At 48.6% G+C, this 25,246-nt stretch carries 24 protein-coding genes, 1 pseudogene and 1 riboswitch; of the genes and pseudogenes, 14 read left to right on the top strand and 11 right to left on the bottom strand.

Features of this window, described 5'->3' with window-relative positions; translation table 11 throughout:
* The first annotated feature begins 18 nt into the window (after nt 1-18).
* The gene (gene lon, locus ACES2G_RS09655) at nt 19-2,400 is read left to right on the top strand and encodes an endopeptidase La (protein WP_374000050.1); all 2,382 of its coding nucleotides are present in this window, start codon (nt 19-21) and stop codon (nt 2,398-2,400) included.
* Here the strand turns inward: lon and ACES2G_RS09660 are convergent.
* Nucleotides 2,375-4,165 (bottom strand): SLC13 family permease, encoded by a 1,791-nt coding sequence (locus tag ACES2G_RS09660; protein WP_374000051.1) that lies wholly within the window; start codon nt 4,163-4,165, stop codon nt 2,375-2,377. The genes lon and ACES2G_RS09660 overlap by 26 nt on opposite strands.
* A gap of 337 nt (nt 4,166-4,502) precedes the next feature.
* Here ACES2G_RS09660 and ACES2G_RS09665 point away from each other — a divergent pair, with 337 nt between their 5' ends.
* The 4 genes from ACES2G_RS09665 to ACES2G_RS09680 are packed head-to-tail and all read left to right on the top strand — an operon-like array spanning nt 4,503 to nt 7,364.
* Nucleotides 4,503-5,165 (top strand): PilZ domain-containing protein, encoded by a 663-nt coding sequence (locus ACES2G_RS09665; RefSeq protein ID WP_374000052.1) that lies wholly within the window; start codon nt 4,503-4,505, stop codon nt 5,163-5,165.
* A 55-nt stretch (nt 5,166-5,220) separates the two neighbouring features.
* Nucleotides 5,221-5,553, top strand: coding sequence for a hypothetical protein (locus tag ACES2G_RS09670; RefSeq protein ID WP_374000053.1), 333 nt, complete (start codon nt 5,221-5,223; stop codon nt 5,551-5,553).
* 5 nt (nt 5,554-5,558) lie between these two features.
* Nucleotides 5,559-6,329, top strand: coding sequence for a nitroreductase family protein (locus ACES2G_RS09675; RefSeq protein WP_374000054.1), 771 nt, complete (start codon nt 5,559-5,561; stop codon nt 6,327-6,329).
* A 6-nt stretch (nt 6,330-6,335) separates the two neighbouring features.
* Nucleotides 6,336-7,364, top strand: a complete 1,029-nt coding sequence (locus ACES2G_RS09680) for an AI-2E family transporter (protein WP_374000055.1) — start codon at nt 6,336-6,338, stop codon at nt 7,362-7,364.
* A gap of 61 nt (nt 7,365-7,425) precedes the next feature.
* Here ACES2G_RS09680 and ACES2G_RS09685 read toward each other — a convergent pair.
* A pseudogene (locus ACES2G_RS09685) lies at nt 7,426-9,043 on the bottom strand (fumarate hydratase).
* A 477-nt stretch (nt 9,044-9,520) separates the two neighbouring features.
* Between ACES2G_RS09685 and ACES2G_RS09690 the strand changes: the two are divergent.
* Together ACES2G_RS09690 and ACES2G_RS09695 are read left to right on the top strand one after the other, a co-directional pair.
* Complete coding sequence (locus ACES2G_RS09690; RefSeq protein WP_347358879.1) at nt 9,521-11,071, top strand: MFS transporter; 1,551 nt, start codon at nt 9,521-9,523, stop codon at nt 11,069-11,071.
* A gap of 155 nt (nt 11,072-11,226) precedes the next feature.
* Nucleotides 11,227-12,198, top strand: a complete 972-nt coding sequence (locus ACES2G_RS09695; protein WP_374000056.1) for a universal stress protein — start codon at nt 11,227-11,229, stop codon at nt 12,196-12,198.
* A gap of 3 nt (nt 12,199-12,201) precedes the next feature.
* On the opposite strand, the gene ACES2G_RS09700 is transcribed toward ACES2G_RS09695, so the two are convergent.
* Nucleotides 12,202-12,717 (bottom strand): helix-turn-helix transcriptional regulator, encoded by a 516-nt coding sequence (locus ACES2G_RS09700; protein WP_347358881.1) that lies wholly within the window; start codon nt 12,715-12,717, stop codon nt 12,202-12,204.
* Nucleotides 12,718-13,306: 589 nt separating this feature from the next.
* Here ACES2G_RS09700 and ACES2G_RS09705 point away from each other — a divergent pair.
* Together ACES2G_RS09705 and ACES2G_RS09710 are read left to right on the top strand one after the other, a co-directional pair.
* On the top strand, nt 13,307-13,933 hold the full coding sequence (locus ACES2G_RS09705; RefSeq protein ID WP_347358882.1) for a TetR/AcrR family transcriptional regulator: 627 nt from the start codon (nt 13,307-13,309) through the stop codon (nt 13,931-13,933).
* Nucleotides 13,934-13,993: 60 nt separating this feature from the next.
* Nucleotides 13,994-14,992 carry a nitronate monooxygenase gene (locus tag ACES2G_RS09710; RefSeq protein ID WP_347358883.1) on the top strand — a complete coding sequence of 333 codons (999 nt, stop codon included), beginning with the start codon at nt 13,994-13,996 and terminating at the stop codon, nt 14,990-14,992.
* Here ACES2G_RS09710 and ACES2G_RS09715 read toward each other — a convergent pair.
* Nucleotides 14,978-15,463 carry a DUF4442 domain-containing protein gene (locus ACES2G_RS09715; RefSeq protein WP_347358884.1) on the bottom strand — a complete coding sequence of 162 codons (486 nt, stop codon included), beginning with the start codon at nt 15,461-15,463 and terminating at the stop codon, nt 14,978-14,980. The two genes, ACES2G_RS09710 and ACES2G_RS09715, sit on opposite strands and share 15 nt — an antisense overlap.
* A gap of 232 nt (nt 15,464-15,695) precedes the next feature.
* On the opposite strand from ACES2G_RS09715, the gene ACES2G_RS09720 reads away from it, so the two are divergent.
* Entirely contained in the window at nt 15,696-15,908 is a 213-nt protein-coding gene (locus ACES2G_RS09720) for a hypothetical protein (protein WP_347358885.1), read from the top strand.
* A 10-nt stretch (nt 15,909-15,918) separates the two neighbouring features.
* Here ACES2G_RS09720 and ACES2G_RS09725 read toward each other — a convergent pair whose 3' ends face one another.
* Genes ACES2G_RS09725 through ACES2G_RS09735 form a run of 3 tightly spaced genes read right to left on the bottom strand, consistent with a single transcriptional unit; the run spans nt 15,919 to nt 17,522 of the window.
* Complete coding sequence (locus tag ACES2G_RS09725) at nt 15,919-16,302, bottom strand: DUF1634 domain-containing protein (RefSeq protein ID WP_347358886.1); 384 nt, start codon at nt 16,300-16,302, stop codon at nt 15,919-15,921.
* On the bottom strand, nt 16,299-17,114 hold the full coding sequence (locus tag ACES2G_RS09730) for a sulfite exporter TauE/SafE family protein (protein ID WP_347358887.1): 816 nt from the start codon (nt 17,112-17,114) through the stop codon (nt 16,299-16,301). The genes ACES2G_RS09725 and ACES2G_RS09730 overlap by 4 nt, the downstream gene beginning before the upstream one ends.
* An 18-nt stretch (nt 17,115-17,132) precedes the next feature.
* Nucleotides 17,133-17,522 carry a hypothetical protein gene (locus ACES2G_RS09735; RefSeq protein WP_347358888.1) on the bottom strand — a complete coding sequence of 130 codons (390 nt, stop codon included), beginning with the start codon at nt 17,520-17,522 and terminating at the stop codon, nt 17,133-17,135.
* A gap of 52 nt (nt 17,523-17,574) precedes the next feature.
* Between ACES2G_RS09735 and ACES2G_RS09740 the strand changes: the two genes are divergently transcribed.
* Nucleotides 17,575-18,810: an MFS transporter gene (locus ACES2G_RS09740; protein ID WP_347358889.1), complete on the top strand. Its 1,236-nt coding sequence runs from the start codon at nt 17,575-17,577 to the stop codon at nt 18,808-18,810.
* On the opposite strand, the gene arfB is transcribed toward ACES2G_RS09740, so the two are convergent.
* Nucleotides 18,807-19,211 (bottom strand): alternative ribosome rescue aminoacyl-tRNA hydrolase ArfB, encoded by a 405-nt coding sequence (gene arfB, locus ACES2G_RS09745; protein WP_347358890.1) that lies wholly within the window; start codon nt 19,209-19,211, stop codon nt 18,807-18,809. The two genes, ACES2G_RS09740 and arfB, sit on opposite strands and share 4 nt — an antisense overlap.
* Complete coding sequence (locus ACES2G_RS09750; protein WP_374000057.1) at nt 19,208-19,672, bottom strand: OsmC family protein; 465 nt, start codon at nt 19,670-19,672, stop codon at nt 19,208-19,210. Before ACES2G_RS09750 ends, arfB begins: the two co-directional genes overlap by 4 nt.
* A gap of 131 nt (nt 19,673-19,803) precedes the next feature.
* Between ACES2G_RS09750 and ACES2G_RS09755 the strand changes: the two genes are divergently transcribed.
* Both ACES2G_RS09755 and ACES2G_RS09760 read left to right on the top strand, forming a co-directional pair.
* Nucleotides 19,804-21,387 (top strand): Rnase Y domain-containing protein, encoded by a 1,584-nt coding sequence (locus ACES2G_RS09755; RefSeq protein ID WP_374000058.1) that lies wholly within the window; start codon nt 19,804-19,806, stop codon nt 21,385-21,387.
* A 171-nt stretch (nt 21,388-21,558) separates the two neighbouring features.
* Nucleotides 21,559-21,984, top strand: coding sequence for a response regulator (locus ACES2G_RS09760; protein WP_262551933.1), 426 nt, complete (start codon nt 21,559-21,561; stop codon nt 21,982-21,984).
* Between the two features lie 70 nt (nt 21,985-22,054).
* Here ACES2G_RS09760 and ACES2G_RS09765 read toward each other — a convergent pair whose 3' ends face one another.
* Nucleotides 22,055-22,630: a hypothetical protein gene (locus ACES2G_RS09765; protein ID WP_347356575.1), complete on the bottom strand. Its 576-nt coding sequence runs from the start codon at nt 22,628-22,630 to the stop codon at nt 22,055-22,057.
* Nucleotides 22,623-22,720, bottom strand: a riboswitch (purine riboswitch). It overlaps the preceding gene by 8 nt.
* A gap of 202 nt (nt 22,721-22,922) precedes the next feature.
* Between ACES2G_RS09765 and ACES2G_RS09770 the strand changes: the two genes are divergently transcribed.
* The gene (locus ACES2G_RS09770; RefSeq protein WP_347356577.1) at nt 22,923-23,957 is read left to right on the top strand and encodes a hemolysin family protein; all 1,035 of its coding nucleotides are present in this window, start codon (nt 22,923-22,925) and stop codon (nt 23,955-23,957) included.
* On the opposite strand, the gene ACES2G_RS09775 is transcribed toward ACES2G_RS09770, so the two are convergent.
* Nucleotides 23,954-25,201: a HAMP domain-containing sensor histidine kinase gene (locus tag ACES2G_RS09775; RefSeq protein ID WP_347356578.1), complete on the bottom strand. Its 1,248-nt coding sequence runs from the start codon at nt 25,199-25,201 to the stop codon at nt 23,954-23,956. The two genes, ACES2G_RS09770 and ACES2G_RS09775, sit on opposite strands and share 4 nt — an antisense overlap.
* Nucleotides 25,202-25,246: the final 45 nt, after the last annotated feature.

Consider the following 25,246-nt stretch of genomic DNA (forward strand, 5'->3'; position numbering starts at 1 on the left):
GGGAGAAATGAGGTACACGTGTCTTACGTCTCTGGCTTCGTCCCAGTGATCCCTCTGAAGAATTCCGTGCTGTTTCCTGACATCAGCATGCCTTTACGGATTGGACGAGAAAAAAGTATTTCAGCGTTACAAAAAGCGCTGCGAGACAACCATTGGGTTGTTCTCTTAACCCAAAAAGATCCCAACGCGTCGGTGAATGGCATTGAAGATCTTTATCAAATCGGAACCTTGGCAAAAGTAGAGTCCTTCCGCATGGATGAAGACGGAAGCTATAATATTTTTGTTAAAGCCCATCAGCGTGTTCGCGTGGTGCAAAATCAGGAAAGCGAAGGTCATCTGGAAGTGCAAACTGAGTCTATGGAAGACTCTGACAGACTTGACAAGAAAACCGAAGAAGCCCTTCTGGCAAGTTTGCGTCAACTCAGCGATGATCTGTTGGATTTATTGCCCGGAAACACAAGGCAAATCCGTGAGATGATTGCTGAAATTGAAGACCTCTCCACACTTGTAAATATGTGTGCCGCTTATGCGGATATCAGCCTTCAGGACAAACAGGAGGTTTTGGAAATCACCTCCTTAAAAGACCGTGCCTTGAAACTTCTGGACCGCCTGCAGTCCCTGAAGGAACGTCTGAAAATTCAGCGTGGCATCCGCGATAAATTGCAGGAAAGCTTCCAGCAGAATCAAAAAGAAAGTATTCTGCGCGAACAGATGCGCGTGATCCGCGAAGAGCTTGGTGACAACGACGGAGAGGACCTTTTTGTTAAATTCAAAGAGAAGATCGAAAAATCCGGAATGCCCGCCGAAGCCATGGATCTGGCTCGCAATCAATTGAAGCGTCTGGAGACTTCAAACTCAGCGTCTCCGGAATATCAGATGATTCGCACGCATCTGGAGCTGATGACTTCTCTTCCATGGAATCAATCTTCTGCACAACAGGAGATTGATCTGGAGGCCGCAGAACGCATTCTGAATGAAGATCACTATGGTCTGGATAAGATCAAGAAAAGAATCCTGCAACACCTGGCGGTCATGAAGCTGAGAAAGTCCCATCAAGGTTCTATTCTTTTGTTCATTGGACCTCCGGGGGTAGGTAAAACTTCCCTGGGTAAAAGTATTGCGCGCGCCTTGGGTAAAAAGTATGCTCGCGTTGCCTTGGGTGGCGTCCGTGATGATGCGGAAATCCGGGGGCACCGCCGAACCTACATTGGAGCACTGCCTGGTCGAATTATTTCAGCGATCAAGAAAGCCGGAGAAAACGATCCGGTCTTTATTCTGGATGAGATCGACAAACTGACCCGTGGCTTTGGCGGAGATCCTGCCAGCGCCATGCTGGAAGTCCTGGACCCGGAACAAAACAACAGCTTCCAGGATCACTATCTGGATACGCCGTTTGATCTGTCCAAGGTGTTCTTTATCGCCACTGCGAACTCACTGGAAGGAATTCCGCTTCCACTGCTGGATCGTATGGAGGTGATTGACCTCAGCGGTTACACCATTGATGAAAAGCGCCAGATTGCGCGCAATCATCTGTGGCCGAAGCAACTCGCCGAACACGGACTGGATAAAGCTCAGCTGAGCATTACAGATGAGGCCCTGACAAAACTGCTGACGCATTACACTCGGGAAGCCGGCGTGCGGGATCTACAAAGAAAGATCGCCACGATCTGTAAACATATGAGTCTCAAGATCATCAAGGCCGCGACTTTGCCATTGCTGGTGGAAGAAAAAGATCTGGAAGATATCTTCGGCGCAGAACGATTCTCTGCCGATATGATCGGAAGCTTGCTGCCACCGGGCGTGGTGACAGGTCTTGCGTGGACTCCTGTGGGTGGCGACATCCTGTTTATTGAGTCCGCACAGATGCCAGGTCAAGGTCAGTTGCTATTGACGGGACAACTGGGTGAAGTGATGCAGGAGTCTGCGAAGATCGCATTAAGCCTTTTGAAATCCCGTTTGCCGATTTTAAATCCGCTTCTGGACTTCAGCAAAAAGGATATCCATGTCCATGTGCCAGCAGGAGCCATCCCGAAAGATGGCCCCTCTGCCGGAGTGACAATGTTGACTTCGATTGCGTCACTGCTGCTGAATAAACCAGTCGACCCGAAACTGGCCATGACCGGAGAGATCTCTTTAAGAGGAAGCGTTCTTCCCGTGGGAGGCATTAAAGAAAAGGTTATCGCCGCTCACCGCGCTGGAGTTCAAGAAGTCCTGCTGTGCCGAAGAAATGAAAAGGATCTTAGGGAGATACCGGAGGACATTCGCAAAGATCTGCGTTTCCATTTTGTGGAGGACGTCAACGAAGTCCTGAAGCTCACCCTGGGAGTGGATCTGCCAAGATGGGATCAGCCTCAACAACTGCCCCCACCGCCGCTTAGCTCCACAGACGCAGGGACATAAAGCTGGTAAGCACAGCAATAAGCGCAGTCAGGGGAAGACCGATTTTCAGAAAATCAATAAATCGGTAGTTCCCTGGCCCAAGAATCAATAGGTTCCCGTGATGACCGATCGGAGTCAAGAAAGACGCAACGGCTCCGACGGTCACACACACCACGGCCGCTGTTGGCGAAACCTCGGTTGTCTTTGCAAAAGCCACCGCAATAGGCGCAATCAGCACGGTTGTTGCGGAATCAGAAAGTATCTGGGTCAACAATCCTGCAGCAACAAAGAAGGTTAATAAAATTGCCCAAGGATCCCAGTGCGCAATCAACAAAGACAGATTCCTAGCAAACAAGGCCGCAAGACCGGTCTTTTCCATAGCCAGCCCCAAGGGAATGACCCCGGCGATCATCACAAATATCTTCACCTCGATAGCCTCATAGGCACTGCGCAAAGATACACACTTCGTCAGAACCATCGTCACCGCCCCTGCCAAAAACGCGATATGCGGAGGTAACGTTTCAGTCGCCGCTACAAATACAGAGATCAACATGATAAGACCTGCCGTCTTGGCTTTGATTCTTTTCTTTGGGCGAACCTGCAGGGGAAACAGCAACAGAAAATCGCTATTCTGATGGACCTCATCCAACTGGGCCTCATACCCCCAAAGAATTATCAGATCCCCCTCCTTAAGTCTCACTTGCGAAATCTCATGATAAATCCAACCATCTCTTCGCCAAAGGGCAATCACTAAAACCCCCAACGTCCGAAGGAAATCTATCTCTCCAATAGTTTTACCAACAAATGGAGACTGAGGGGCAATTAACCCCTGAACAATCACAGGCTCTTCCGCTTCTTTAACCGAACTGCCACTTTGCACCTCTTCCCCATATTTCTTTACCGAGCGCAATGCCAACCCCATTTTTTCATCCACTGACAGCAATTCATCCGGAGACGTTTTGACCAAAAGAATGTCGTGTTCCTGCAGCTTTACTTCCGCATCCAATGTGGAAATGCGATTTCCATAGCGCTTCAAACCCACAATCACGAAACGCTTCAGATTTTCTTTCTGAAAATCCGCAATCCCCAATCCCAGCCATTTTGATCTTTCAGTGACAATCAACTCGGTAAAAACTTCGTCGATCCTGAATTTCTCATCATGCCGATCCCGGCCCGATGTTTTCGGCAACACCCAAAGCATCAGCAAAATAAAAACAATCCCCGTCCCCACCAATGTTGCCCCCAGTGGAGTCACATCAAAAAGACGCAACCCCGGCTCTCCGGATCTTTTAAGAATGCTATTCGCCAATAAAAAAGCCGGCGCTCCGATCAAGGTCATCGTCGTCCCTAAAGAGGCTGCTGTCGCCATAGGAATCAACAGTCGCGACGAGGGCATATCGTGCTCACGACACAGGCGCATCACGATCGGAAGCATCATCGCAGTTATCATCAAATGATGGGTGAATGCTGATAGCAAGGCCACCGTCGCCATCACCAGAAGATTGGCTACCCACTGATTCTTTCCTGCAAATTTCCCCACCGCATTGCCAATAGCGTCCGTCAGCCCTGTCGCCGTCAACCCCGAAGAAAGAACAAAAACTGCCACCACAATCAGCGCAGGCTCACTGGCAAATCCGGAAAATGCTTCTTTGGGGTCCAGCACCCGAGTTATGGCCAAAGACAATATGATCAGAATTCCGATCATATCGACACTGAGTTTTTCACTGATAAAGAGATATAAAGCGCCCGCTAAAATAATCAGAAAAATGAACTGATTTAATTCCATACAACTTATTATGAGTTCACCTTGACCGAGAGCCAAATTTCATCTCGGCAAAATTCATCTCCTATTTTGTGATCACCAACACAACGACATCTGAGGAGATTGCAGACCCTACTTATGATAGGCGAACTTTCCTATGGCTTCCGACATCTTTCCCGCAAATCGAGGCGCCCCTTGCCCCCCCATTAAGGAGTCCCAATATGAGAGATTCAAGCTAACACCGTTATAAATCTCTAGACACCTGTTCAAGATTTTCCAGCCCCAGAACAGTTTAAAGCTGTTCTGGGCTGGCCGACTGTTTGCTTTAGAGACAGAAAAGCAATTAACAGGGGGCTTTCGCATGAATACACAAGTCTTTATCACTGGTCAGAGTCGCATTCCCATGACACTTAAAAAGGATCCGACGCTGACCTGCACACTGATAGAAAATCCTTACGACCTGCGTTCAGCACTAGGCAGTGACGAGAGTGATAAAATCGTTGTCGTCTTCCTACCCTTCCTGGAAGTGCGCCATTTTGACCTCTATAGCTTCCTTCAAAAAAGCATCAAAAATGTGAAGATCTTCTTTGTCGTCAATGAACTTTCCAGCAACATGAAGATCCGCTTAAAACACAACAACGACTTTGTCGTCCTATGGAAGACCGAGGAAAACAATCTTCCCAAAGATATCCATGCCTATCTGGATGGCAGACAGCTTGAGCTGCGTCAGGACAAACGCGAGACCCAGGACACACGTGCCATGCTTAGCCCGTCAATGCTGCCATTGGGCGTGGAAAACAGAGGATTTCAACCGATTCTAGGGGGCTCATTTGAAAACATATCGCTTAACGGTTCTTGCCTTAAGATTAAGGCTCCGTTTTATACGAAGAAGGACTTTATCAACCTCACTTACCAAAACAAACAAGGCGAATACGTCTCTGTAGAAGGGCAAGTCCGCTGGTCCAAATGGAACGAGACCGAGCAGTCGCAAGAACTCGGCGTGCAGTTCCTGACACAGGCCTGAAACATATTGCCTCCCCCTCTAAACTGTGCGTTGATTGAGAGGCGGAGGCTTCTTTATGAAAAATCTTATACTGCTTTCATTGACCATTTTTGTTTCTCAATCTTTTGCACAGGCAAAAACCATCACCGTGAATGGCCGTGGTTCCGTGAACTCATATTGCAATACCAACAGCGGCAGCTTTTGCTTTAATGACATCAAAAGAAGATCTGAAAGTGATGCTGAACGCGATGCCCGCTGGACATGCGAAATGACTCATCGTGGACGTTCTTTGACTTACACGATCTTTAAGAACACCTTTTGTTCTCCGAACTATCTGCCACCCAATCACGATGGCACCTGGGTAAACTGCCGTACAGATGCACGCATGCAGTGCGAGGTCCAAAACTAATTTCTATGTCAGACAATAATATTTTCAGCAAAGCTCCGAACATCATGCACACTGAGCCTGCCATCGAGTGCAACTTTGAAGAATTCAAGAAAGTGGTTGAAAGCCGACGTTCTGTCCGCAATTACACTCAGGAATCCATCCCTGACGAAGTCGTTCAGGAATGCCTGCGCCTTGGATTGCTGGCGCCGAACTCGTCCAACCTGCAACCTTGGGAGTTCTATTGGGTTCGATCCGAAGACAAACTTAAAAAGCTGAAGGCCTTTTGCCTGAATCAACCTGCCGCACGAACCGCACCGACATTGATTGCCTGTGTAGCCCGTCCCGATCTATGGAAACGCGGTCAACGCATTAATCAAGAGTACTTCGCCAATCGCCATGACACTCCAAAAAGTGTGCATGCCTATTACAACAAGCTCGTGCCTTTTGTGTATGGAAACGGTCCTTTGCATATTTTGGCCCCGTTTAAAACTCTGGCTGTCGTGATGCTGGGTCTTTTCAAAGTAATCCCCCGCGGCCCCTTTGGTCGCTCTGGAAATCTCTTGTGGGCCACCAAAACCACCGCTTTAGCTTGTGAAAATCTGATGTTGGCCTTCAGAGCTGCAGGCTACGACAGTTGCCCGATGGAGGGCTTCGATGAGGTTCGCGTAAAAGATCTTTTGGATCTGCCATCTGAGGCTGCTGTGACAATGATCATCAGCGCCGGAAAAAGATCCCCACAAGGAGTTTACAGCGAGCGTATCCGCGGGGCTCAAGACATGTTTATCAAGAAGGTATAGGCTAGTATGACTGCTTTTACGAAAAACCAATGGGTGAATCTGATTCTGCTTTTGCTTCTAGTCGGAGCCTTTGCCTTTATCAACCTACCGTTTCTGATGCCATTGATTCTTGCTGGTATTTTCGCCTTGGGATTGAATGATTTTATTGAAAAACTCAGTAAAAAACGCTGGGGTCGTAAAACCTGGACACTGATCACCCTGTTCGTGGGACTGTCTTTACTTTGGATCCCGCTGGGCCTGGCCATCTACCGCATTATTGTCTATATCAGCAAACCCCAAAATATTGAAACAGACAAGATTGTCGCTCAGGTTCACAACCTCAAAGACTACACACTGAATGGTCTGCAAAAGTTATCAGACTGGACGGGAACAGATCTGGCTGGCCCCGCCCGTGAAGTGATGGAAAACATCCTGCAAAAAGTCGGAGGCGGATTGTTACAACACTCCACCGATCTTCTGGGGCAACTTCCTTCAATTCTTCTGCTAAGTTTTGTCTTCGTCATTGCCCTGATGGTTCTATTGATGAAGTCTTCAGAGATTCGCGAGCTGACTTTAAAATACACACCGCTAAAACCCGGTGCGACAGAGCCTCTGATTGAGATATGCAAGAAGAGCTGCTCGGTCACATTGTTTTCAACCCTGGTGATCGGTCTGATTCAGGCTTGCGTGATCGGACTGGGCAGTCTGGTCTTTGGCGAAGGGGATTTCTGGCTGGTAGTCACCGTCACCTTCTTTGTTTCCTTTATTCCGGTGATTGGCGCGGCGCCTGTGGGCTATCTGCTAAGTCTTCTGGCTTTTATCGGCGATCGCACTGGATCTGCGATTGGACTTTTCATCATCGCCACTATTGCAGGCAGCATCGACAATATTCTAAAACCCTTCATGGTGGGCGGAGAGCAAAAGATATCCCCCGTCATTGGCTTTACCTGCGTGGTTGGGGCGATCATAATGATGGGTCTTCCGGGGCTGATTATCGGCCCGGTTATTATGAATCTTTTTGTGGGAATTTCGCCCTTACTTATGAAGGATCTTTAAAAAGAACGCGAGATCTTGAAAGCAAAAAGCCTCTCAATGCGAGAGGCTTTTTTTTTATTTTCTACAGGCGACGAATGACCGATTTAAAGAAGTCATTTCCTTTATCATCCACGATGATAAAGGCCGGGAAGTCTTTCACCTCGATCTTCCATACTGACTCCATTCCTAATTCCGGGAAATCCAACACTTCCACCTTGGTAATACACTCTTTACCCAAGCGCGCCGCTGGCCCCCCCAATAGATCCCAGATAGAATCCACCGTATTGCTGACAGGCTTCTGTCACCTGCGGGCTGCGATTACCCTTACCCAACATAATCATAGAACCACCCAGGCTTTGGAATGTGCCCACATAAGGGTCCATACGCTCACTGGTCGTCGGACCGAAGGATCCTGAAGCATAACCTTTTGGCGTCTTCGCCGGACCTGCGTAATAAACCGCGTATTGCTTGAAGTACTCTGGCACACCTTCACCGCGATCCACCTTTTCTTTCAGCTTCGCATGCGCAATATCGCGGGCTACGATCATTGGACCGTTCAGCATCACGCGTGTTGCTACTTTCTGCGCGGAAAGAACTTTCAAGGTTTCCGCCATCGGTTTATTCAAATCAATTTCAATCGCTTCCGCACCAGCATCCTGCAGGTGATTTGGCAGATACTGTTCCGGATGAAGCTCCAGTTGTTCCAGGAAAATACCATCGCGGGTGATCTTGCCTTTGATGTTTCGATCAGCAGAACAGCTGACGCCCACGCCAATCGGACAGCTGGCCCCGTGACGCGGCAAACGAATCACACGCACATCGTGCACGAAGTATTTACCGCCGAACTGCGCCCCGATACCGGTTTCGCGAGCCCATTGCTCGACTTGTTTTTCCATTTCCAGGTCACGATAAGCACGGCCACCTTCGCTGCCGGAAGTTGGCAGGCCATCCAGATACCCTGCGGAAGCATATTTAACGATCTTCAGAGTTTCTTCTGCGGAAGTTCCGCCAACGCAGAATGCCAGATGGTAGGGAGGACACGCGGCCGTCCCCAAAGAGTTCAAAGTTTCGCGCACGAACTTTTCAAAACCTTCCGGATTCAGAACCGCCTTGGTCTTTTGATAAAGATAAGATTTATTTGCACTACCGCCCCCTTTAGCCAGGAACAGGAAGTTATACTCTTCACCTTGCTCAGAATAGATATCAATCTGCGCGGGTAAATTGCTGCCCGTGTTTTTTTCTTCAAAGAAAGAAAGCGGAGCCATCTGAGAAAAGCGCAGGTTCCTTTTTTGATAGGTGTTGTAAATCCCTTTGGACAAGAATTCCTTGTCGTCAGCGCCAGTGAACACACGCTCACCTTTTTTACCCACCACGATGGCTGTCCCCGTGTCCTGACAGGATGGGAACTCCATTTGCGCGGCAATCACGGCATTGCGAAGCAAATCCACCGCCACGAAACGATCATTGGGGGATGCTTCGGGGTCTTGAAGGATTTTTTCCAACTTTTCCAGATGTTTGGGACGCAATAGATGGGACACATCACTCAGAGCTTCCTGAGCTAATAACTCCAAAGCTTCCGGTTCAACCACCAGAACTTCACGGTCTCCCATTTTTTCCACGCGCACATGGTCGGAAGAGATCTTTTTGTATTGAGTTGTATCTTTTTGCTTTTCGTATAGGGGGAAATATTTAAATGACATGCAAATGAAAGTAGCATCGCGTCGTGTTCGCGCGCAAGCCTCGGTAAGCTGTGTTAGGTGGGCTGTTTGATGGGACTTTGTGAGCCGCGATTGCGGCGGTTTTGGGACCGGGTCTCTCTTCGCTGGAGAGTGGTCAAGGACCTACCGAGGTTAGAAGGGATCTTTTCGATGTCTCCTTCTGAAACCCAACATATCGCCCTGGACCTATAAGCACAAAGTCATAATTTTTAGGTTCTCCATAAGTTTTGCTTATGCATAACTTCAGGCTCCAAATAAACAAGTCCTCGAGCGAAAATCGTGAAGTTTTTGCAGCGTACCAGAGAGGACGGCCGCAGAAAAAATACCGAAGCCCCGCCAGAGCACGGCTTTGCTGCATCCTAACAGAATCTTAAAATAACTTCGGCAGAAACTCGGGCTGTTTAGATTGCCAAGTGCTCATTTTTCCTTTAGCTTCCTCGAAATTTTACCGGAGGTTCCATGGCTTTACTACTCGTCAGCGCCTGTCTGTTCGCGGTTATTTTCTTGTACTTCAAGAATAATCCGCTGGGACACTCACGCAAGTTCATGATTCGTCGTTTCGTTAACTGGTTCCCTCTAGGTATGACATATGCGTTCCTTTACATGGGACGATACAATCTGAACGTTTCCAAAAACGCCCTGGGCGATATGATGACCAAAGAACAGTTTGGCCTTATCTTCGCCGCCGGGACAATCACCTACGGACTTTCCTTCCTTCTCAATGGCCCGATCGTTGATAAAATCGGCGGCAAACGTGGGATCATCATCGCAGCTCTGGGCTCCTCCATCATGAATCTTTTGATGGCGGGCGCGACCTATCTGTACATGATGGGGACATTGAAAACCAACATCGTCGTGGCGTACTCAGTTCTGTTCGCGCTGAACATGTTCTTCCAGTCCTACGGCGCGGTTTCCATCATCAAAGTCAAAGCTTACTGGTTCCACGTTCGTGAACGCGGTGTCTTCGGTGCGATCTTTGGTACCTTGATTTCCTTCGGTGTTTACTTCGCATTTGACTGGGGTCAGGCGATTGTTGAAGCTTCCAAACTGAACCTGGGCCACGAGCCAACAGCGTTCCAGGGCTTTATCCGTCACATCTTTGCGATCGACACAGGCGTGACCAATGCGACTTGGTTGGTATTTGCCATCCCAGCGTTCCTGCTTCTGTGCTGGGCTTTGATCGACTTCGTTCTTTTGAAAGACTCCCCTGCTGAAGCCAACTTCGGTGACTTCGATACAGCGGATGCTTCTTCTGACTATGACGATGCAAACGTAAAAATCACTATCGGCTTCATGCTGAAAAAGATCTTCACAAATCCAGTGATGATCACTATCGCCCTGGTGGACTTCACTTCTGGAGTTCTGCGCAACGGTATCATGCAATGGTACCTGGTCTTTGCTCACGAAATGAAAGATAAAGATGCTGTCTTCTTTGAAGGCTCTCAGTTCTTCATTAAAAACTGGGGTCTGTTGCTGTGCATGACCGGTATCTTCGGTGGCTTCATGGCCGGCATTATCTCTGACCGCCTGTTCCAGTCCCGTCGCGGGCCTCCAGCAGCGATCAACAACTTCATCATGATTCTTCTTTTGATCGTGATGGCGTTCAACCTGATGAGCAACCCGACCGTTGTGGGTATCGCAGCGATCATGATCACCCTGACTGTTATCGGCGTTCACTCTTTGATGTCCGGAACAGCAGCAGCTGACTTCGGTGGTAAGAAAATGACAGCCACAGCATCCGGCATCGTGGATGGTTGCGTTTACTTGGGAAGCGGTATCCAGTCTTTGGCCATCGGTTATCTTTCCCACAAGAGCTGGTCTTACTGGCCGTTGTTCCTGATCCCGTTTGCAATCATGGGTCTTCTTCTTTCCTTGCGCATGTGGAATGAACTTCCAAAGGCGACGAAGAAATACATCGAAGAAATCGAGAAAGCCGAAGAAAAAGCGCAAAAACGTGGCACAACAACAGCCATGTCCTCCTCTTCTTCCGACCCTGCGACTTCCACTTAGTCTGCAGATTCACACAAGCTTCAAAAAGCCCGCCATCTGGTGGGCTTTTTTCGTTTTAAAGGCCTCCCAAAGCCCCATGTTTCCCAACAAGAACCCCTGTCATACCCTTGCCGCCTCCCCACCCCACAGAGGCAAAATAAGAGCTGGGAGGTTCTATGAGAATCATCTGGGCTTTGGATGCATTTGAGGACAACAAAGAACTCAACCAAAAAATGGCGGACTATCTGACACAGATCCATAAGACCACCATGGCTGAGATCGAGCCCCTGTACCTGCTACGGGAAAATGAGATCGTTCTTCCCACCTACGAAGTCCCCGCCTGGGTGACTGATCATTCTAAAACAGCCGAATCACTTTTCCGCGAAGTTCTGACCGACTACAATCTGCCCTTCCTGAAAGATCCCAAGGTTATTCCTCACGCCTCCCAATCCCACGCAGGAGCCGCAGAAACCCTGTCTCACTATGCTGCCCGCACTGAAGCCGATCTGATTGTTGTGGGCAGCCACGGACGCCACGGGCTGCAGCGCTTTATCCTGGGAAGCTTTGCCGAAAGCCTGCTATTGCAAAGCGAAGTCCCGGTCTGTCTCATCGGTCCCCACACCGCCCACACCCAGGGCCCGAAGAACATTCTTTTCCCCACAGAGTTCGGAGAACATTCCAAAGACAACTTCCGCCATACCCTGGAGCTGGCAAAAAAACTTCGTGCTGGTATCACTTTACTGCACGCAATCCCACGACCGATTGAAAGTCTGTTTGAGATGGACACCCGTCCCCGTGTTTACAACTACAAAGGCAAAATGCTGTCCTTGGAGCAAATCGTCGAGCTCACCATAGAATCGCAGTCCCATCGCGCACAGTACTGGGTCAGTTGGGCTGAGAAAGAAGGCGTTACCGCCCAGTTTATTATCGACAGCTCTTTCAAAGCGGTTGATGAGCTGATTTTGGATGCAGTTGAAAAGACCGATGTGGATCTGATTGTCATGGAGGCACAAAGCGGCCCTTTAAGTGCGGCTTTGCTGGGAAGTTATACGCGCAATGTAGTTCGAAAAGCCAACTGTCCTGTCTATGTTCTAACCCGTCGGTTTTACGATAAACAAGAGGACCGATTCACCGAACCGGCCCCATAATCATCAGCCGCGTACCTGAGATGGTCGCATGGAAGCTGGCAATTTTTTGTAGATATTGTTCAAATGAGTTTTCAATGTGGCTTTAGAGATAAACAATTTCTCAGAGATCGAAGCATTGGTCATGCCCTGCAAAACCATTTGCATGATTCTGATTTCACTCTTGGTCAAACCACGCTCGCGGAAGTAAGCTTCCTGCTTTTGGAATTTTTCTTCGCTTTCATCCAACGGATACAACATCGTTGTGATCTTATCACCATCATTGACGATCAAAGCATCCACCTTGTGACCTTCAATCTCGGTGGCCTTGAAAAGCTTCATCCCTTCAGAAATAGCAGAGCATTCTTCAATCGTGCGGTACAACGTCATGCAAGTTTTCGTGCACTGCTGTCCCATCATATTTCCACAGGTGCGGATGCTGTTATCGTTCTGGAATAGCACGCGTTTTTCCTGATCTTTCACGCACAAACCCAGCTTCGTTCCCAGATTGGCAAAGTGTTCTAAATTTCTCTGTTCATCCATAGCATCCCCTGTTCTTGCCTTGATTGTGCAAAAAAAGCCGACGGCAATCTATGACCGCAATCATAAGTACGACAAAAAACTCACTTATCTAGAAACATACAAATGTTCGCAATCCCAAGTACTTAGGTAGCTTAATAGACCTGTTTAAAATGTGAGGAGATAGCCCTCAATGAGCATTTCGCGATGCGATGGACGACATGTTTACACCCGCGGTTTTGCCCGCCAGAAATCACGATTTGCTTATTTAATAAGCTTATTATCAAGTTCCATTTTAAATTTTATCTCTTAAATAATTAGCAAGTCCTTAGCAAAAAGCGATTTTACTTACAGGTTTTCTACATAAACACTATGATTTTCTCTGATTTATACTGAATTTTGATTGCCATAGAGTAATGATTCTATCTTTTAGGCGTAACGAACCAGAATAAGACGATGGTTTGGATTTTATGTTAAGATTTTGTAAAGACGTACTCCCCCAGAGGACTTGGGTATTATATTTTGATACTTAAGGAACCAGTATTGAATTACAGTCCCCGATGACCGAATATGAACACGAGCCAAGTTTGCAAACCTCATAAAGGAGGAAACTATGGGTGCAGCTCCACAAACTCACACAAACGCTGACAAGAAGTACATGCTTAAGATCCCCGTTCAAAAACGCTCTAAAGAAACGGTGGCAAGCATTGTTGAATCCTGCGCAAGACTTCTGGTCCAAGAGCCCTATCACGCTATCACTACCGATAAAATTGCCGAAATGGCCGGCGTGAGCATTGGTTCTCTCTACCAGTTCTTTGCCAACAAAGAAGCAATCGTCGCTGCGGTGATTGACGATCTTCTGCAAAAGGACCTGGCATATATTGAAGAAAAACTGGCTCATCTTCAATCGCCGGATCTGGATGCGAAGATTCATGCTTTCATCGACATCGGCTTTACGCGATTCCACGACAATCGCCCGCTAAGAACGGCACTTCAAGGCGTTCAAGGCATGCTGGACTACTGGGAAACACGCCGTGTGTTCTTTGAACACTACCAAAAAGCGGTCCTTGCCCACATGTCGACCTATTCAGGTCGCGATCGCGAGATGATGGCCCTGTTCGTGGTTTCTTGCTTCAACAACATTCTGCAGTTGGGACTTTTGGGTCCTCAGTCTCCAGAGCACGAAGAAGCAATCAAAAAAGAAGTCTTCACTCTATTCAGCAGATATCTGAAACCTTAAAAAAGACTTGCGTCCTTTAAGCCTCCTCGTATCCTTAATCAAGGCGAGGAGGCTTTTTTTATGCTTAAAAAGATCAGAACCAGTTTTACCGAATCCATGGGAATTGATTTCCCCATAATTGCCGCGCCCATGTTTCTGGTCAGCAATACCGACATTGTTGTTGAAGCCAGCGAAGCTGGTGGCATCGGCACATTCCCTGCTTTGAATTACCGCCCCATCGAACAATACGCCGAGGCTTTGAAAAACATCAAAAGTCGCACCAAGAAACCTATCGGCGTGAATGTCATCGTGAACAAAAGCAACACTCGCCAGACACAAGACATCAAGGTCGCTCTGGATCATGGCGTGGATCTGTTTATCACATCCCTGGGCAGCCCCAAGTCTGTCATTCAGGATGCCCACAAGAATGGCGCAAAAGTTCTTTGTGATGTCACCAACCTGGAACACGCCTTAAAAGTGCAGGATCTGGGCGCTGACGGCGTGATTGCCGTGGGCGCAGGCGCTGGCGGTCATGCTGGCCCGATTTCTCCGTTGGTTTTAATTCCGTGGCTAAAAACTGAATTGCAAATTCCCATCATTGCAGCCGGAGGAATCGCCCACGGCTCCATGATCGCAGCCTGCATGGCCTTAGGCGCCTCCGGAGTCAGCGTGGGCACCCGCTTTATCGCCAGCCGCGAAGCGCAGGTGGATGCTTCCTACAAAGAAGCTATCGTAAAATCCACCCCAGAAGACATTGTCATGACCACGCGAGTGTCTGGGACTCCCGCTGCTGTTATCAACACCCCTTATGTGCAGAAGCTGGGTACAGAACTTCCCTGGGCCATGAAGGTTCTTAAAGACAACAAAATGACCAAGAAATATATGGTGCCGCTGATTCACCTGATGGGAATGAAATCCCTGGAGGAAGCTGCCAGTAAGCCCACCTGGAAAACCGTCTGGACAGCCGGTCAATCCGTGGGCCTGGTCGATGACATCCTGAGTGTTCGCGAGATTTACGCCAAACTCATCAACGAATACGATGAGAGCGTAAAAAACCTTTCCACCTTAGGACTTCAATGATCGGTTGCGCACAGAAAGAGTGAGCTCGTAAGTCATTACGGGCTCGGTCTCACTGACCGAAGGAACAACAGCGTAGCCCTTCATTTTTCTTTCAATGCGGTCTGGGTTGGTTTTCGCCTCTTCAATCAAAGACTTCACCATCTCCACTTCGTCACATATAAAATGAACATCACCTGCGGCCCGTTTCAAGTACTGCGCCGTAAAGTCTTTGAAAACAAAATCGATCTTCAATTTGCTTTCAGCGATGGCCGCCACCGCCGCTGCGGCAATAGAAAGCTCCGCCCCAATTCCCAATGCACCAAAGTACATGGAGTTCAGGTGATTTTTCGTGCGATACCCCAGAGGAATCTTCAACACGAATCTTTTGTCGCCCGCCTCAACCACACGAGGACTTACAAACAACACCAGAGGAATTTTCATTAAACCGTAAAGATGAACGAACAATGTGAATTTGAGATTTTTTGTATTCATATTTAAATCTTAGGACTGCAGACCAGAGATGGACCAGCACTTTTACCTGGCACCTCGACCTTTTGACAAAACGCGAAAGAAGGCGTGTACTGAAATCAAACAGGATGTCCGTGAATAGTTCCCATCTCTCCCACTCTCATCCCCTCCTCCTCACAGACGCCTGCCCTTTTCCTTGACCCCTTGACACTGCCCTTCAAAGGAGAGGATATAAGTGTAAGGGGTCTTTTACTTCATGGAACCAACGCCGACAAAAACGAAATTCTTGGATCGCTGGACACCGCAAGTTTTGCGTGAGGCCAAACAGGTCTTTCGCGAAGGCGGCCTCAAAGGTGTCATCCGTCGTTATGGCTGGAAATTCTTTGCAGTGTTTTTTGCGTATTATCTAATTCGAGATGTCACCATCTACATTCTGATTCCCTGGTACGTCGCCAAGAATCTAATGTAGTGCTGGCAGGTTAGAGATCAATTCCCAGCAGGAAGCTTCCGACCAAAGCAAAGAAAACGGCAAATGCCATCACAGCCAGCCCTTTATCTTTCTGCTTAATAAATAATACTCCGGTCATAAGCACCCGAAGCAAAGGCAGACAAACCAACGTCACCAATCCGAACAAGGAAATCAGCAGCGCGCGATCATTCATCACCAAGGCCCAATGAATATTTTCAACCAATGGCCGAGGCTCATAACTTGTAAAGGTTTGTAGATTATCCCCGTCACGGAACCACATCCACAACCAGCCCACCAACAGGAAAATTCCAGAGAAAAGAACTCCGCCTCGCAGGATCTGACTGATAATCAGTTCCAATTCATGAAGGGACTCTTTTTGAGGCTCTGTCTTCATTTCAACCCCTTAATGATCATTTGGATGGAAACAATACTTAGAACCACTACAAAAATCTGACGAATACGAACAGCAGGTATTTTCACCATGGCCTTCGCTCCGGCAAAAGAACCAATAATAATCCCCACAGCCACTGGAGCCGCAATCTCAGGACGAATATCTCCACGCAAAAGATATGCTCCCGCACTGGCTGAAGCTGTCACGCCGATCATAAAATTGGAAGTCGCCGAAGACACCTTGATCGGCAACTTCATGGCTCCATCCATTGCCAGAACTTTGAAGATCCCACTGCCGATCCCCAAAAGCGCTGACATCACTCCCGCACCAAACATGGCAAAAAGCCCCAGCGGAACGTTCTGCACTTTATATGGAATCATACGATGATCCTGCTCTGGATATTCGCCATCAAGTTTTAACTTTTCAGCCCATGGATGATTGACGGTGGAAATATGCTCTCCGCGCTTGCGCAACATCATCACTGCAGAAAAGAACAGGAAGCCACCAAACAACAAGAATAAAAACTGTGCTTTAATATAAGACGAGATCAGAAAACCTACGATAGCCCCACTGACCGTGCCCACTTCCAAAAATACAGCCAGACGAAGATTGGTCAAAGAGTCTTTAAGATAACTGGCAGCGGCCCCTGAGGAGGTTGCCACAATAGAGATCAAACTTGCCGCGATCGCGTACCGGATGTCGATATGATAGACCAACGTTAATACTGGCACGACAATAATCCCGCCACCGAGCCCCAGAAGGGCTCCCAGAAAACCGGCAGCGACAGACGTAAGCAGCAGCAATATTTCAGGCATCAGACGAACGAACTCCCTTTACTGGGCACACTCATACAAACGCACCAGTCGTGCACCAAAGAAAGTGTCCTTCTTGGTAAATTGCCAAGGTGGGTATGGAAGGAAAACCGCTTCTGCACACTGCCCCGGCTGCGCCACCGCCCACTGACGATCTTCAGAAGACGCCGTGTAGATTTCACCTGTTTTGGTGTCCTTAATGCCGATCGCAAAAGAGAACACTTGAGATGTGATATTGCCTTCAGCACGCGTCAACAAAGCCACTGGGATTTCCACACGCTCAACGCTTGTGATCTGCCCCACAACAGTCTTGGAGAAAATGACGCTGTAATTCGCCAGAACCACCCACAGAAGAACACCTACAATCAACAGAACCAGAACAAACTTCGTAAACTTCCAAATTGTTGCCATATCCAAGGCTTATCGGTAAGTTTGAAACACGTCAACAAAAAGGACCCTCACCGTGTTTTCCAAACAAGAAAAAGTTCTTCTCGCCATACTGGCATCCATTCAGTTCAGTTCTATCGTGGACTTCATGATCATGATGCCACTGGGACCACAGTTGATGCGAATGTTCTCAATCAACCCGCACCAATTCGGACTCCTCGTGTCATCATACACATTCTTTGCTGGATTGAGCGGCTTTGCAGCTTCCTTCTTTCTGGACAAGTTTGACCGTAAAACAAGTCTACTCTTTTTCTTTGTCGGTTTTGCACTGGGAACCATCGCCTGTGGTCTGGCGCCAACTTACGAACTACTGCTCTTTGCCCGCGGACTGACAGGAGTCTTCGGTGGCGTTCTAGGATCTTTGGTTCTTTCCATCGTCAGCGACGCGATCACCTATGAACGTCGGGGAAGCGCCATGGGAGTGATCATGACATCGTTCTCGATGGCCTCTATTCTGGGAGTTCCGTTCAGCTTATTTCTGGCCAACGAATACAACTGGCACGCTCCGTTCATTTTCCTGGGTGGAACATCTCTGCTTCTATGCGGAGTCATCTGGCTGAAGATCCCCTCTATGCGCAAACATCTGGAAGGCGTTCAAAACAAGGAACCTCTTTGGAATACACTGACCCGCATTGGCAAAAATAAGAACCAACGCCGAGCCCTGTACTTCATGTCTTCAGTTATGTTTGGACACTTTGCCATCATCCCATTCCTATCCCCGTCTCTGGTTGCCAATGCAGGTTTGACTGAAGCCCAATTGCCATTGATGTACATGATTGGCGGAGCCTTTACGATTTTCTCGTCGCCATTCATTGGACGCCTGGCAGACCGCTTTGGTAAACATCACGTCTTCCTGTGGGGGGCTCTGGTGACCCTGATCCCTTATGCGGTGATCACAAATCTGGGAAAATCCCCCTTGTGGGTTGTCTTGGGTATTTGCGCTTTCTTCTTTGTGGTCTCAGGGGGCCGCATGATCCCTGCAACCGCCTTGGTTTCAGGCACAGCCCGCCCACAGAATCGCGGAAGCTTTATGAGTATTGTCAGCTGCGTGCAGCAGTTATCTTCAGCTGTTTCCAGCTATATCGCAGGCCTGATTGTAACCACTGGGGCTGATGGAAAACTGGAGCATTATCCGATTGTGGGCTACATCGCCATTGCTTTTACGTTTGTGGCCATATTCCTGTCCCGACGAATTGAAGCCATCGAAGGTGGGCCCGAGACAGAGGCTCATTTGGCTGAGCCTGTCGTTTAGTCTTTGATCTTTTGTCGAAGCGTTTTGGTTTCTGCATGCTTGCGCTTGCTGTCCAGACGCTTGCGCACCGAACCTCGTGTCGGCTTGGTCGCCACCCGTTTTTTGGGAACGAACAAGGCCTTTCGCAAAATTGCATGCAGGCGCGCAATACATTCTGAACGATTTTGATCCTGATCCCGGTGCACATCGCTGCGAATCACCAGATCTCCCTCTTCCGTCAGCTGACCTGCCAACTTCTGCAGCAGGCGCATTTTCAGATCCTCGGAAAGAACTTGAGACGCAAACAAATTCCACCGCAGAATCGCCGCCGAATTCGTGCGGTTCACATTCTGACCACCCGGCCCGCGCGAGCGTGCATAGGTAAAGTCCAGCTCTGCAAAAGGAATCTGGATAGAAATCATTCCGAAGCACTTTCAAACTGAGACTGACCTTCACCGATCTGCAGATCGTTCAGGTACACCTGATAACGAATCGGGGATGCCTTGACGATCATGGCACTGACACCGCAATACTTGGTCATGGACAGATTCACAGCCTTCATCGCCTGCTCGGGCTTAACATCCGGACCTTGAAGGCGGAATTGTAACTCGACCGTCGTGAAGATAGAGGGATGTCCTTCGGTGGTGTCCGTTTCTGCATTCACATCGCAGGACTGAAGATTGACTCTCATTTTTTTCAGAATAGAAACCACGTCCATCCCGGTACAGCCACAGATGCCAGCCAAAACCAGTTCTTTCGGACTTGGCCCTTGGTCCTTACCGCCAAAATCACTTTTTGCGTCCATAGGAACCTTGTGGTCGCGTATCTGCGACTCAAAGCCCATATCTCCCATCCACTTCGTTTGACACGCCATATGACCCATTCTGCCTCCTTAATCATCACTGAAAGTGAGCCTACCGCCCATAACGCCAGAAGTAAAGAGCCCCCGGGGGGACGGAAAATTTGCTTTGCGCACCTTGAGAGAGTTAGAATAACGAGGTTAGGAGTACCCTTATGATTGCAATGATTGCTACAGCCATAATTGGAATTGTCGCCGGTGGTGGTTTGGGCTGGGCCTTGCACAAGTTTCTAAGAGCGCGCACGTTGCGCCTGGCCCGTGAAGAAGCCCAAGACATTATCGATGAAGCCCAAGAAGCCGTTGAGCTTCGCAACCTGGAAGAAAAAGAACGCATCCAGGAAATTGAAATGGAACTTTGGACAAAAGTGGAACCTGAAATGCTCAAGGCGGAAGGCCGCATTGAGGATCTTCAGGAGGTGGCTAATGAAAATAAAGCCAAAGCGGATTCCATTGTTCAGGAAGAAAAAAAGAAACTGCAGGAACGCGAAGCTGACGTCAAAACTCAGGAACAGGCCCTGCGCGGTCTGGAAACTGATCTGAACAAGTCCAAAGAAACGCAAAAAGGTCTGAATCAGGACTTGGTCGCCAAATTGACCGAGCGCCTGGGAACCTCGGCGGAAGAATTCAAAACCCAGCTGAAAAATCAGATGGAAGAGGAAACTCGTCGTCGTGCTGCACGCATCGCTCAGGAAACTGAGGCTGACGCCAAAGAGCACGCCGAAACGGAAGCCAAACGAGTTCTAAGTCTGATCATCGACCGTTTCGCTCGCCCGTACTGCGCAGAACGCGGCATTGGTGCTGTGAATTTCCCGGATGCGCACATCCGCAAACTTTTCTGCGATCCTGCCGGCAACAATATCAAAGCCGTTCAGGATTCCTGCGGTTGTGACATTATCGTGGAAGACGGTATGGAGATGGTCGGCGTGGCCGGCTTCGACCCTGTTCGCCGCGAACTGACTCGTCGTACTTTGGAGCGCATCTTCAAAGAAAAGAAGAATATCAATCCGGACTTCATCAAGAAAATCGCCGAGAACCAGAAAAAAGAACTTTTCAAAAACATCAAACATGATGGCGATTCTTTGGCAAAAGAACTGAAGCTGGATGGCCTGAACGCCGAGATCCGTCAGATGATGGGTTCTTTGCGCTATCGCTACTCTTTCACTCAGAACCAATACTTCCACTGCGGTGAAGTGGGTTGGCTGGCGGGCCTTATGGCTGCCGAGCTGGGCTTGGATATTAAGAAAGCCCGTCGAGTTGGTATGCTTCACGATATTGGTAAATCCATGGACCACACTGTTGAGGGTGGTCACGCCGTGATCGGCGCTGAGTTTATCGCAGCTCGTGGTGAGGCTCCAGATGTGGTTCATGCCGTCAAAGCCCATCACTTTGACGAACAGCCATCAACCGATCACGCCTTCTTAGTCATTGCGGCCGATGCAGTTTCCGGGGCTCGCCCTGGCGCACGTCGTTCTACCATTGAGTCTTACAATCAGAAAGTTTCTGAACTTCAGGACATTGCCCGCAGCTTCCCTGGGGTTACAGACTGTTTCGTTTTAAGCGGTGGACGCGAGTGCCGTGTTATGGTGAATGGCAAGAAAGTGGATGACACTCAAGCCATGGACCTTTCCCGTAAAATCGCAGCCCGTATTGAGGAAGAGTGCAACTATCCAGGATCCATTAAAGTGGTCGTGGTGCGCGAAATCCTTGTCATAGAACAGACCAGAAAAGAGCTTGCGTAACTCAAACGCGAGCTCTGTCTGCATTTCAGCAGACCTTCCATTAAAATCCCTTCATGGTAGCTCTTTTAGAAGATTCTCAGATCTACATCGGTTCAAATATTCGAAGTAGGAGCTGCCGCAAAATCGTCCCAATCTGCAATTGCCGCTCCCCGATAAACAGGGAGAATTCTCATGGTACTAGAAACAAATCTCGAAAAACAACGCACACCTCGCGTTCTAGTGATCGATGACAGCTTGGATTCCGTGAAGCTTATGTCCCACATCCTTGATCACTACAAATGCGATGTCACGATGGCTTTCGATGGTCAAGATTCCATTCCCCTTCTTGCGAATAGACACTTTGATTTGGTGATTTTGGACTGGCAAATGCCACAAATGGGTGGTCGCGATACGCTACTGCTGATGGATCGACTTCTGACGGAAAGAAAGGTCCACAAGATTCGTAAGCCAATTCCCGTGGTGATTTACACAGGACATAGCGAAGAAGAGCTGGATTTGCCCTTGGTGAGAAACTTCACCTATATGGGGTTTATCAACAAACGCCAGGCGTTCAGCTCCATGATGAGATCATTTAATTTTATTTTGCGTTCTATCTAAGAAATTTTGGGAACGCATGCAAAAGGGGCTTTCGGGCAGGATGTCCGAAAGTCCCCGAACTAATCAGTGCTTACGGCTTTGCGCAGACGCCCTGACTTTGACAGCGAAGCATATCAGAACGGTGCTGATGCATCTCTTTCAAAGTATAAGCCAACTCAACGTCAAACCCCTGGGATGCAGAGCCTTTCTGCGCAATAGAGAAGAACTCTTCAACCTCTTCAAACAGATCGCGGCCAAAAACTTCGTGGCTAGATGTGGAACGGAAATACAAAGGCTTGCTGGAGTTGTTGTACTTCATGAAGCGCGCTCTTTGATCCATGGCCTTTTGCAATCCGCCGCGGATGTCTTTCCAGCATTTTACTTCTGCGATCTTGATCACTTTATTCTGGCGAAGATCCACGATCACGATATCCAGCTCTCCGATAGTGCGAGTGCCATCACCATAAGCAATGCCGACTTCAACCTTGTACTGAGGGGCCGGAAACTCTTTTTGCATATCCAGACGAGCCACTTCCTCACAGATGGCACCGGAATCTTCATAGCTGCGAGGAATGCTTTTTAGCTCTTCAAAGTCTTGGGCCCAGTCCGCAAATGCAGAGGAAGAAGCAAGAAGAAGCAAGGACGTTAAAAGGACGAACTTTTTCATGATTAATCTCCATAGTCAGACATTTACGGCGTCCGGTAGAAACGCGACCCCATATCGGCCACTTATACGGTTTATATTGGGATCTTTAATGCCCTAGACGTGACACAAAAGGCAAACAGAATGTCCTCAAGGTTTTCGACGCATCGCATACGCAATCTCCCTTGAAGATTGGCTGCACTGCCCCTTTCCGGAGTACCTAACCGTACTGTAGATTAAATCTCTATGGACCCAGACCCTTACCCGAAAACGTTATCTCTACCCCCGATGTGCTCCCCTTTCCGTGGAGCGTCCCATGACTGAGTTTATTGTTGTTGCGGCCTGTTTGTTTGTAAACATGCTGCTTTCCGGATCGGAAATGGCCTTTGTTACGGTCAACCGCCAACAACTCAAACGACTTGCACCGACGAATAAAAACGCCCGTCGCTTGCTGCGCCTTAAAGAGAATCCTGAAAGAACTCTGTCTGTTATTCAGATTGGTATCACTTTGGTTGGTGCAATTGCTGCCGCTGTCGGCGGTGCCGGCGCCGAAGAAGCCCTCAGCCCATGGCTGATGAGCGCCTTTAAAGTTTCCGAGCAGTCCGCGGAAGCGATTGCCATCGCTATGGTAGTACTACCCATCTCTTACCTGAGCGTCGTGGTGGGCGAACTTGTTCCCAAAACGCTGGCTCTGCGCAACCCGCTGTCCATTGCTCTGTGGACTTCACAAGGACTCTATATCGGTGAAAAGCTGCTTTCTCCAGCAGTGACCGTGCTGGAGTTGTCCACCAATGTTGTTCTGAAGCTTTTCACATTTGGTCAACCTCATCCCGGACAAAAAGAAGCGCACATTGAATTTGAGGATCTGCCCCAGCAAACCAAACAATATGTGGTGAACCTGGTCAGCGCTGATAAAAAAATGGCTCGGGAAATCATGCTGCCCTGGAAAGACGTGATCTTCGTGCGCAAGTCTGATTCTTTAGAGGACGTTGAAACGATCATCATGAACTCTCGCCACACTCGCCTGCCCGTTCTGGATGCCGACGGCGAGATTGTCGGCCTGATCAACACTAAAGAATTTCTGACCGCGCGCCGCTATGGGGAATCAGAATGGCAAAATCTGATTCGTCCGATCCTGCGCTTTAAGTCCTTTGAGCCCTTGTTCCGAATTCTTTTGAAAATGCAGGAACAAAAGTCTCATATGGCAATCATCTATGATCAGACCAACCCTTCAGGCTTGGTCACCATGGAAGATATCTTTGAAGAGATCATTGGTGATGTCTTTGACGAAGACGACGATGGTCTTATGAAGAAAATACTGGCATCGAAATCACGCCGTCGCCCCATCTAGCTTTCAAATTCAGGGAACTTGAGAATCGCGCAAGTTCCCTGAGCTGTGGATTGCAACTCAAAACTCCACGCATATAGCACCACTACGGACTGCACCCAGGCCAGCCCCAGACCAGAACCTTTTTCTTTTCCAGAACGATGCGGCCCACGATTAAAAGGCGTGCCCAGTCGCTCAACCACCTCCGCGGGCATCCCATCACCCTGATCCTGAATCTTGATCGAAGAATTTGTGACTTTGATTTCCACAGAACCCGTGGTGTGTCTCAATGCATTGACCACCAGATTTTCAATTACCTGTTCCAAATGCAGTGGATTTGCCAAGATTTGAAAATCGGCAGCCGCATGAATCTGCAAACGCTCTGGAAAGGCACGCTGAATAGAACTGCACACGTCCTGCACCACAACAGAAGCTTTCAGCACGTGCAGATTTCCGGGTTTTTCGGTATTGGCCAGATCAGCCCAATCCAAGAAGTTTGTGATCGTGCGCGAGACCCGATCCAGTTGCCGCTGCACCTCCTGGTATTCCTCTGGGGCCCAACGATATTTCTCCTGCAGTTTTTCCACTTCGCGATTTAACAGTGTCAAAGGTGTTTTAATCTCGTGGACCATCTGAAACGTCCATGACTTAGTGAATTTGTTATTCAGATTCACTCGTCGAACCAGATGCGAAATACCTTCCACCAGATTCTTAAACTCATCCTGCCTTTGCGGTCCTCTGGTCGGAGCCAGCATTCGCGCCGGAACGTCCGGGATATCTTTTTTACTGGCCAGCATCTCGACAGCCTCACGCAAGAAACCTTCCAGATCCCGCACGGGTGAAAATAATTGTGCCGACAAGAACCAGGTCATGATCAACACCAGCACGACAATGGAAGCCACCAGCACCACCGAACGACTGGTCAATGTGGACCAGAAAATAAAGTTGGAATCCGTAATCACACCCACCTGCAATGTGCGATTGGGAAACTTCGGAAGGCTTAAATTCAGAACCCGAATCAGGCGCCCCTCCTGCTCAATAGTCACCCATTTTGGAGACCGGGGAATGCTGAGTTCCAGCAAGCCGACATTATCTGTCTGAAACAGGACTTCATCCTTGGTGTTCCTCACAACAAAGAACTTACCAACACGGTCTGGCCCCAGCTCTTCAGAAATCATCGCATTGGCGACCTTATAGTCGTAGGTCTTCAAATCCGACAGTTCGGAATCCACAATCGCTGTGGCGGTTTCACGAATCTGATCATCCAAAAAGAATAATCTTTCGCTTTGATAAAAATAAGCCAGCAAGAATGT

This window comes from Bdellovibrio bacteriovorus (assembly GCF_041888015.1).
In the GTDB taxonomy this organism is placed as follows: domain Bacteria; phylum Bdellovibrionota; class Bdellovibrionia; order Bdellovibrionales; family Bdellovibrionaceae; genus Bdellovibrio.

Coding starts and splice junctions, on each gene's coding strand:
- ACES2G_RS09660 (WP_374000051.1), bottom strand. CDS start 4,165: ATGGAATTAAATCAGTTCATTTTTCTGATTATTTTAGCGGGCGCTTTA.
- ACES2G_RS09665 (WP_374000052.1), top strand. CDS start 4,503: ATGAATACACAAGTCTTTATCACTGGTCAGAGTCGCATTCCCATGACA.
- ACES2G_RS09670 (WP_374000053.1), top strand. CDS start 5,221: ATGAAAAATCTTATACTGCTTTCATTGACCATTTTTGTTTCTCAATCT.
- ACES2G_RS09675 (WP_374000054.1), top strand. CDS start 5,559: ATGTCAGACAATAATATTTTCAGCAAAGCTCCGAACATCATGCACACT.
- ACES2G_RS09680 (WP_374000055.1), top strand. CDS start 6,336: ATGACTGCTTTTACGAAAAACCAATGGGTGAATCTGATTCTGCTTTTG.
- ACES2G_RS09690 (WP_347358879.1), top strand. CDS start 9,521: ATGGCTTTACTACTCGTCAGCGCCTGTCTGTTCGCGGTTATTTTCTTG.
- ACES2G_RS09695 (WP_374000056.1), top strand. CDS start 11,227: ATGAGAATCATCTGGGCTTTGGATGCATTTGAGGACAACAAAGAACTC.
- ACES2G_RS09700 (WP_347358881.1), bottom strand. CDS start 12,717: ATGGATGAACAGAGAAATTTAGAACACTTTGCCAATCTGGGAACGAAG.
- ACES2G_RS09705 (WP_347358882.1), top strand. CDS start 13,307: ATGGGTGCAGCTCCACAAACTCACACAAACGCTGACAAGAAGTACATG.
- ACES2G_RS09710 (WP_347358883.1), top strand. CDS start 13,994: ATGCTTAAAAAGATCAGAACCAGTTTTACCGAATCCATGGGAATTGAT.
- ACES2G_RS09715 (WP_347358884.1), bottom strand. CDS start 15,463: ATGAATACAAAAAATCTCAAATTCACATTGTTCGTTCATCTTTACGGT.
- ACES2G_RS09720 (WP_347358885.1), top strand. CDS start 15,696: ATGGAACCAACGCCGACAAAAACGAAATTCTTGGATCGCTGGACACCG.
- ACES2G_RS09725 (WP_347358886.1), bottom strand. CDS start 16,302: ATGAAGACAGAGCCTCAAAAAGAGTCCCTTCATGAATTGGAACTGATT.
- ACES2G_RS09730 (WP_347358887.1), bottom strand. CDS start 17,114: ATGCCTGAAATATTGCTGCTGCTTACGTCTGTCGCTGCCGGTTTTCTG.
- ACES2G_RS09735 (WP_347358888.1), bottom strand. CDS start 17,522: ATGGCAACAATTTGGAAGTTTACGAAGTTTGTTCTGGTTCTGTTGATT.
- arfB (WP_347358890.1), bottom strand. CDS start 19,211: ATGATTTCTATCCAGATTCCTTTTGCAGAGCTGGACTTTACCTATGCA.
- ACES2G_RS09750 (WP_374000057.1), bottom strand. CDS start 19,672: ATGGGTCATATGGCGTGTCAAACGAAGTGGATGGGAGATATGGGCTTT.
- ACES2G_RS09755 (WP_374000058.1), top strand. CDS start 19,804: ATGATTGCAATGATTGCTACAGCCATAATTGGAATTGTCGCCGGTGGT.
- ACES2G_RS09760 (WP_262551933.1), top strand. CDS start 21,559: ATGGTACTAGAAACAAATCTCGAAAAACAACGCACACCTCGCGTTCTA.
- ACES2G_RS09765 (WP_347356575.1), bottom strand. CDS start 22,630: ATGAAAAAGTTCGTCCTTTTAACGTCCTTGCTTCTTCTTGCTTCTTCC.
- ACES2G_RS09770 (WP_347356577.1), top strand. CDS start 22,923: ATGACTGAGTTTATTGTTGTTGCGGCCTGTTTGTTTGTAAACATGCTG.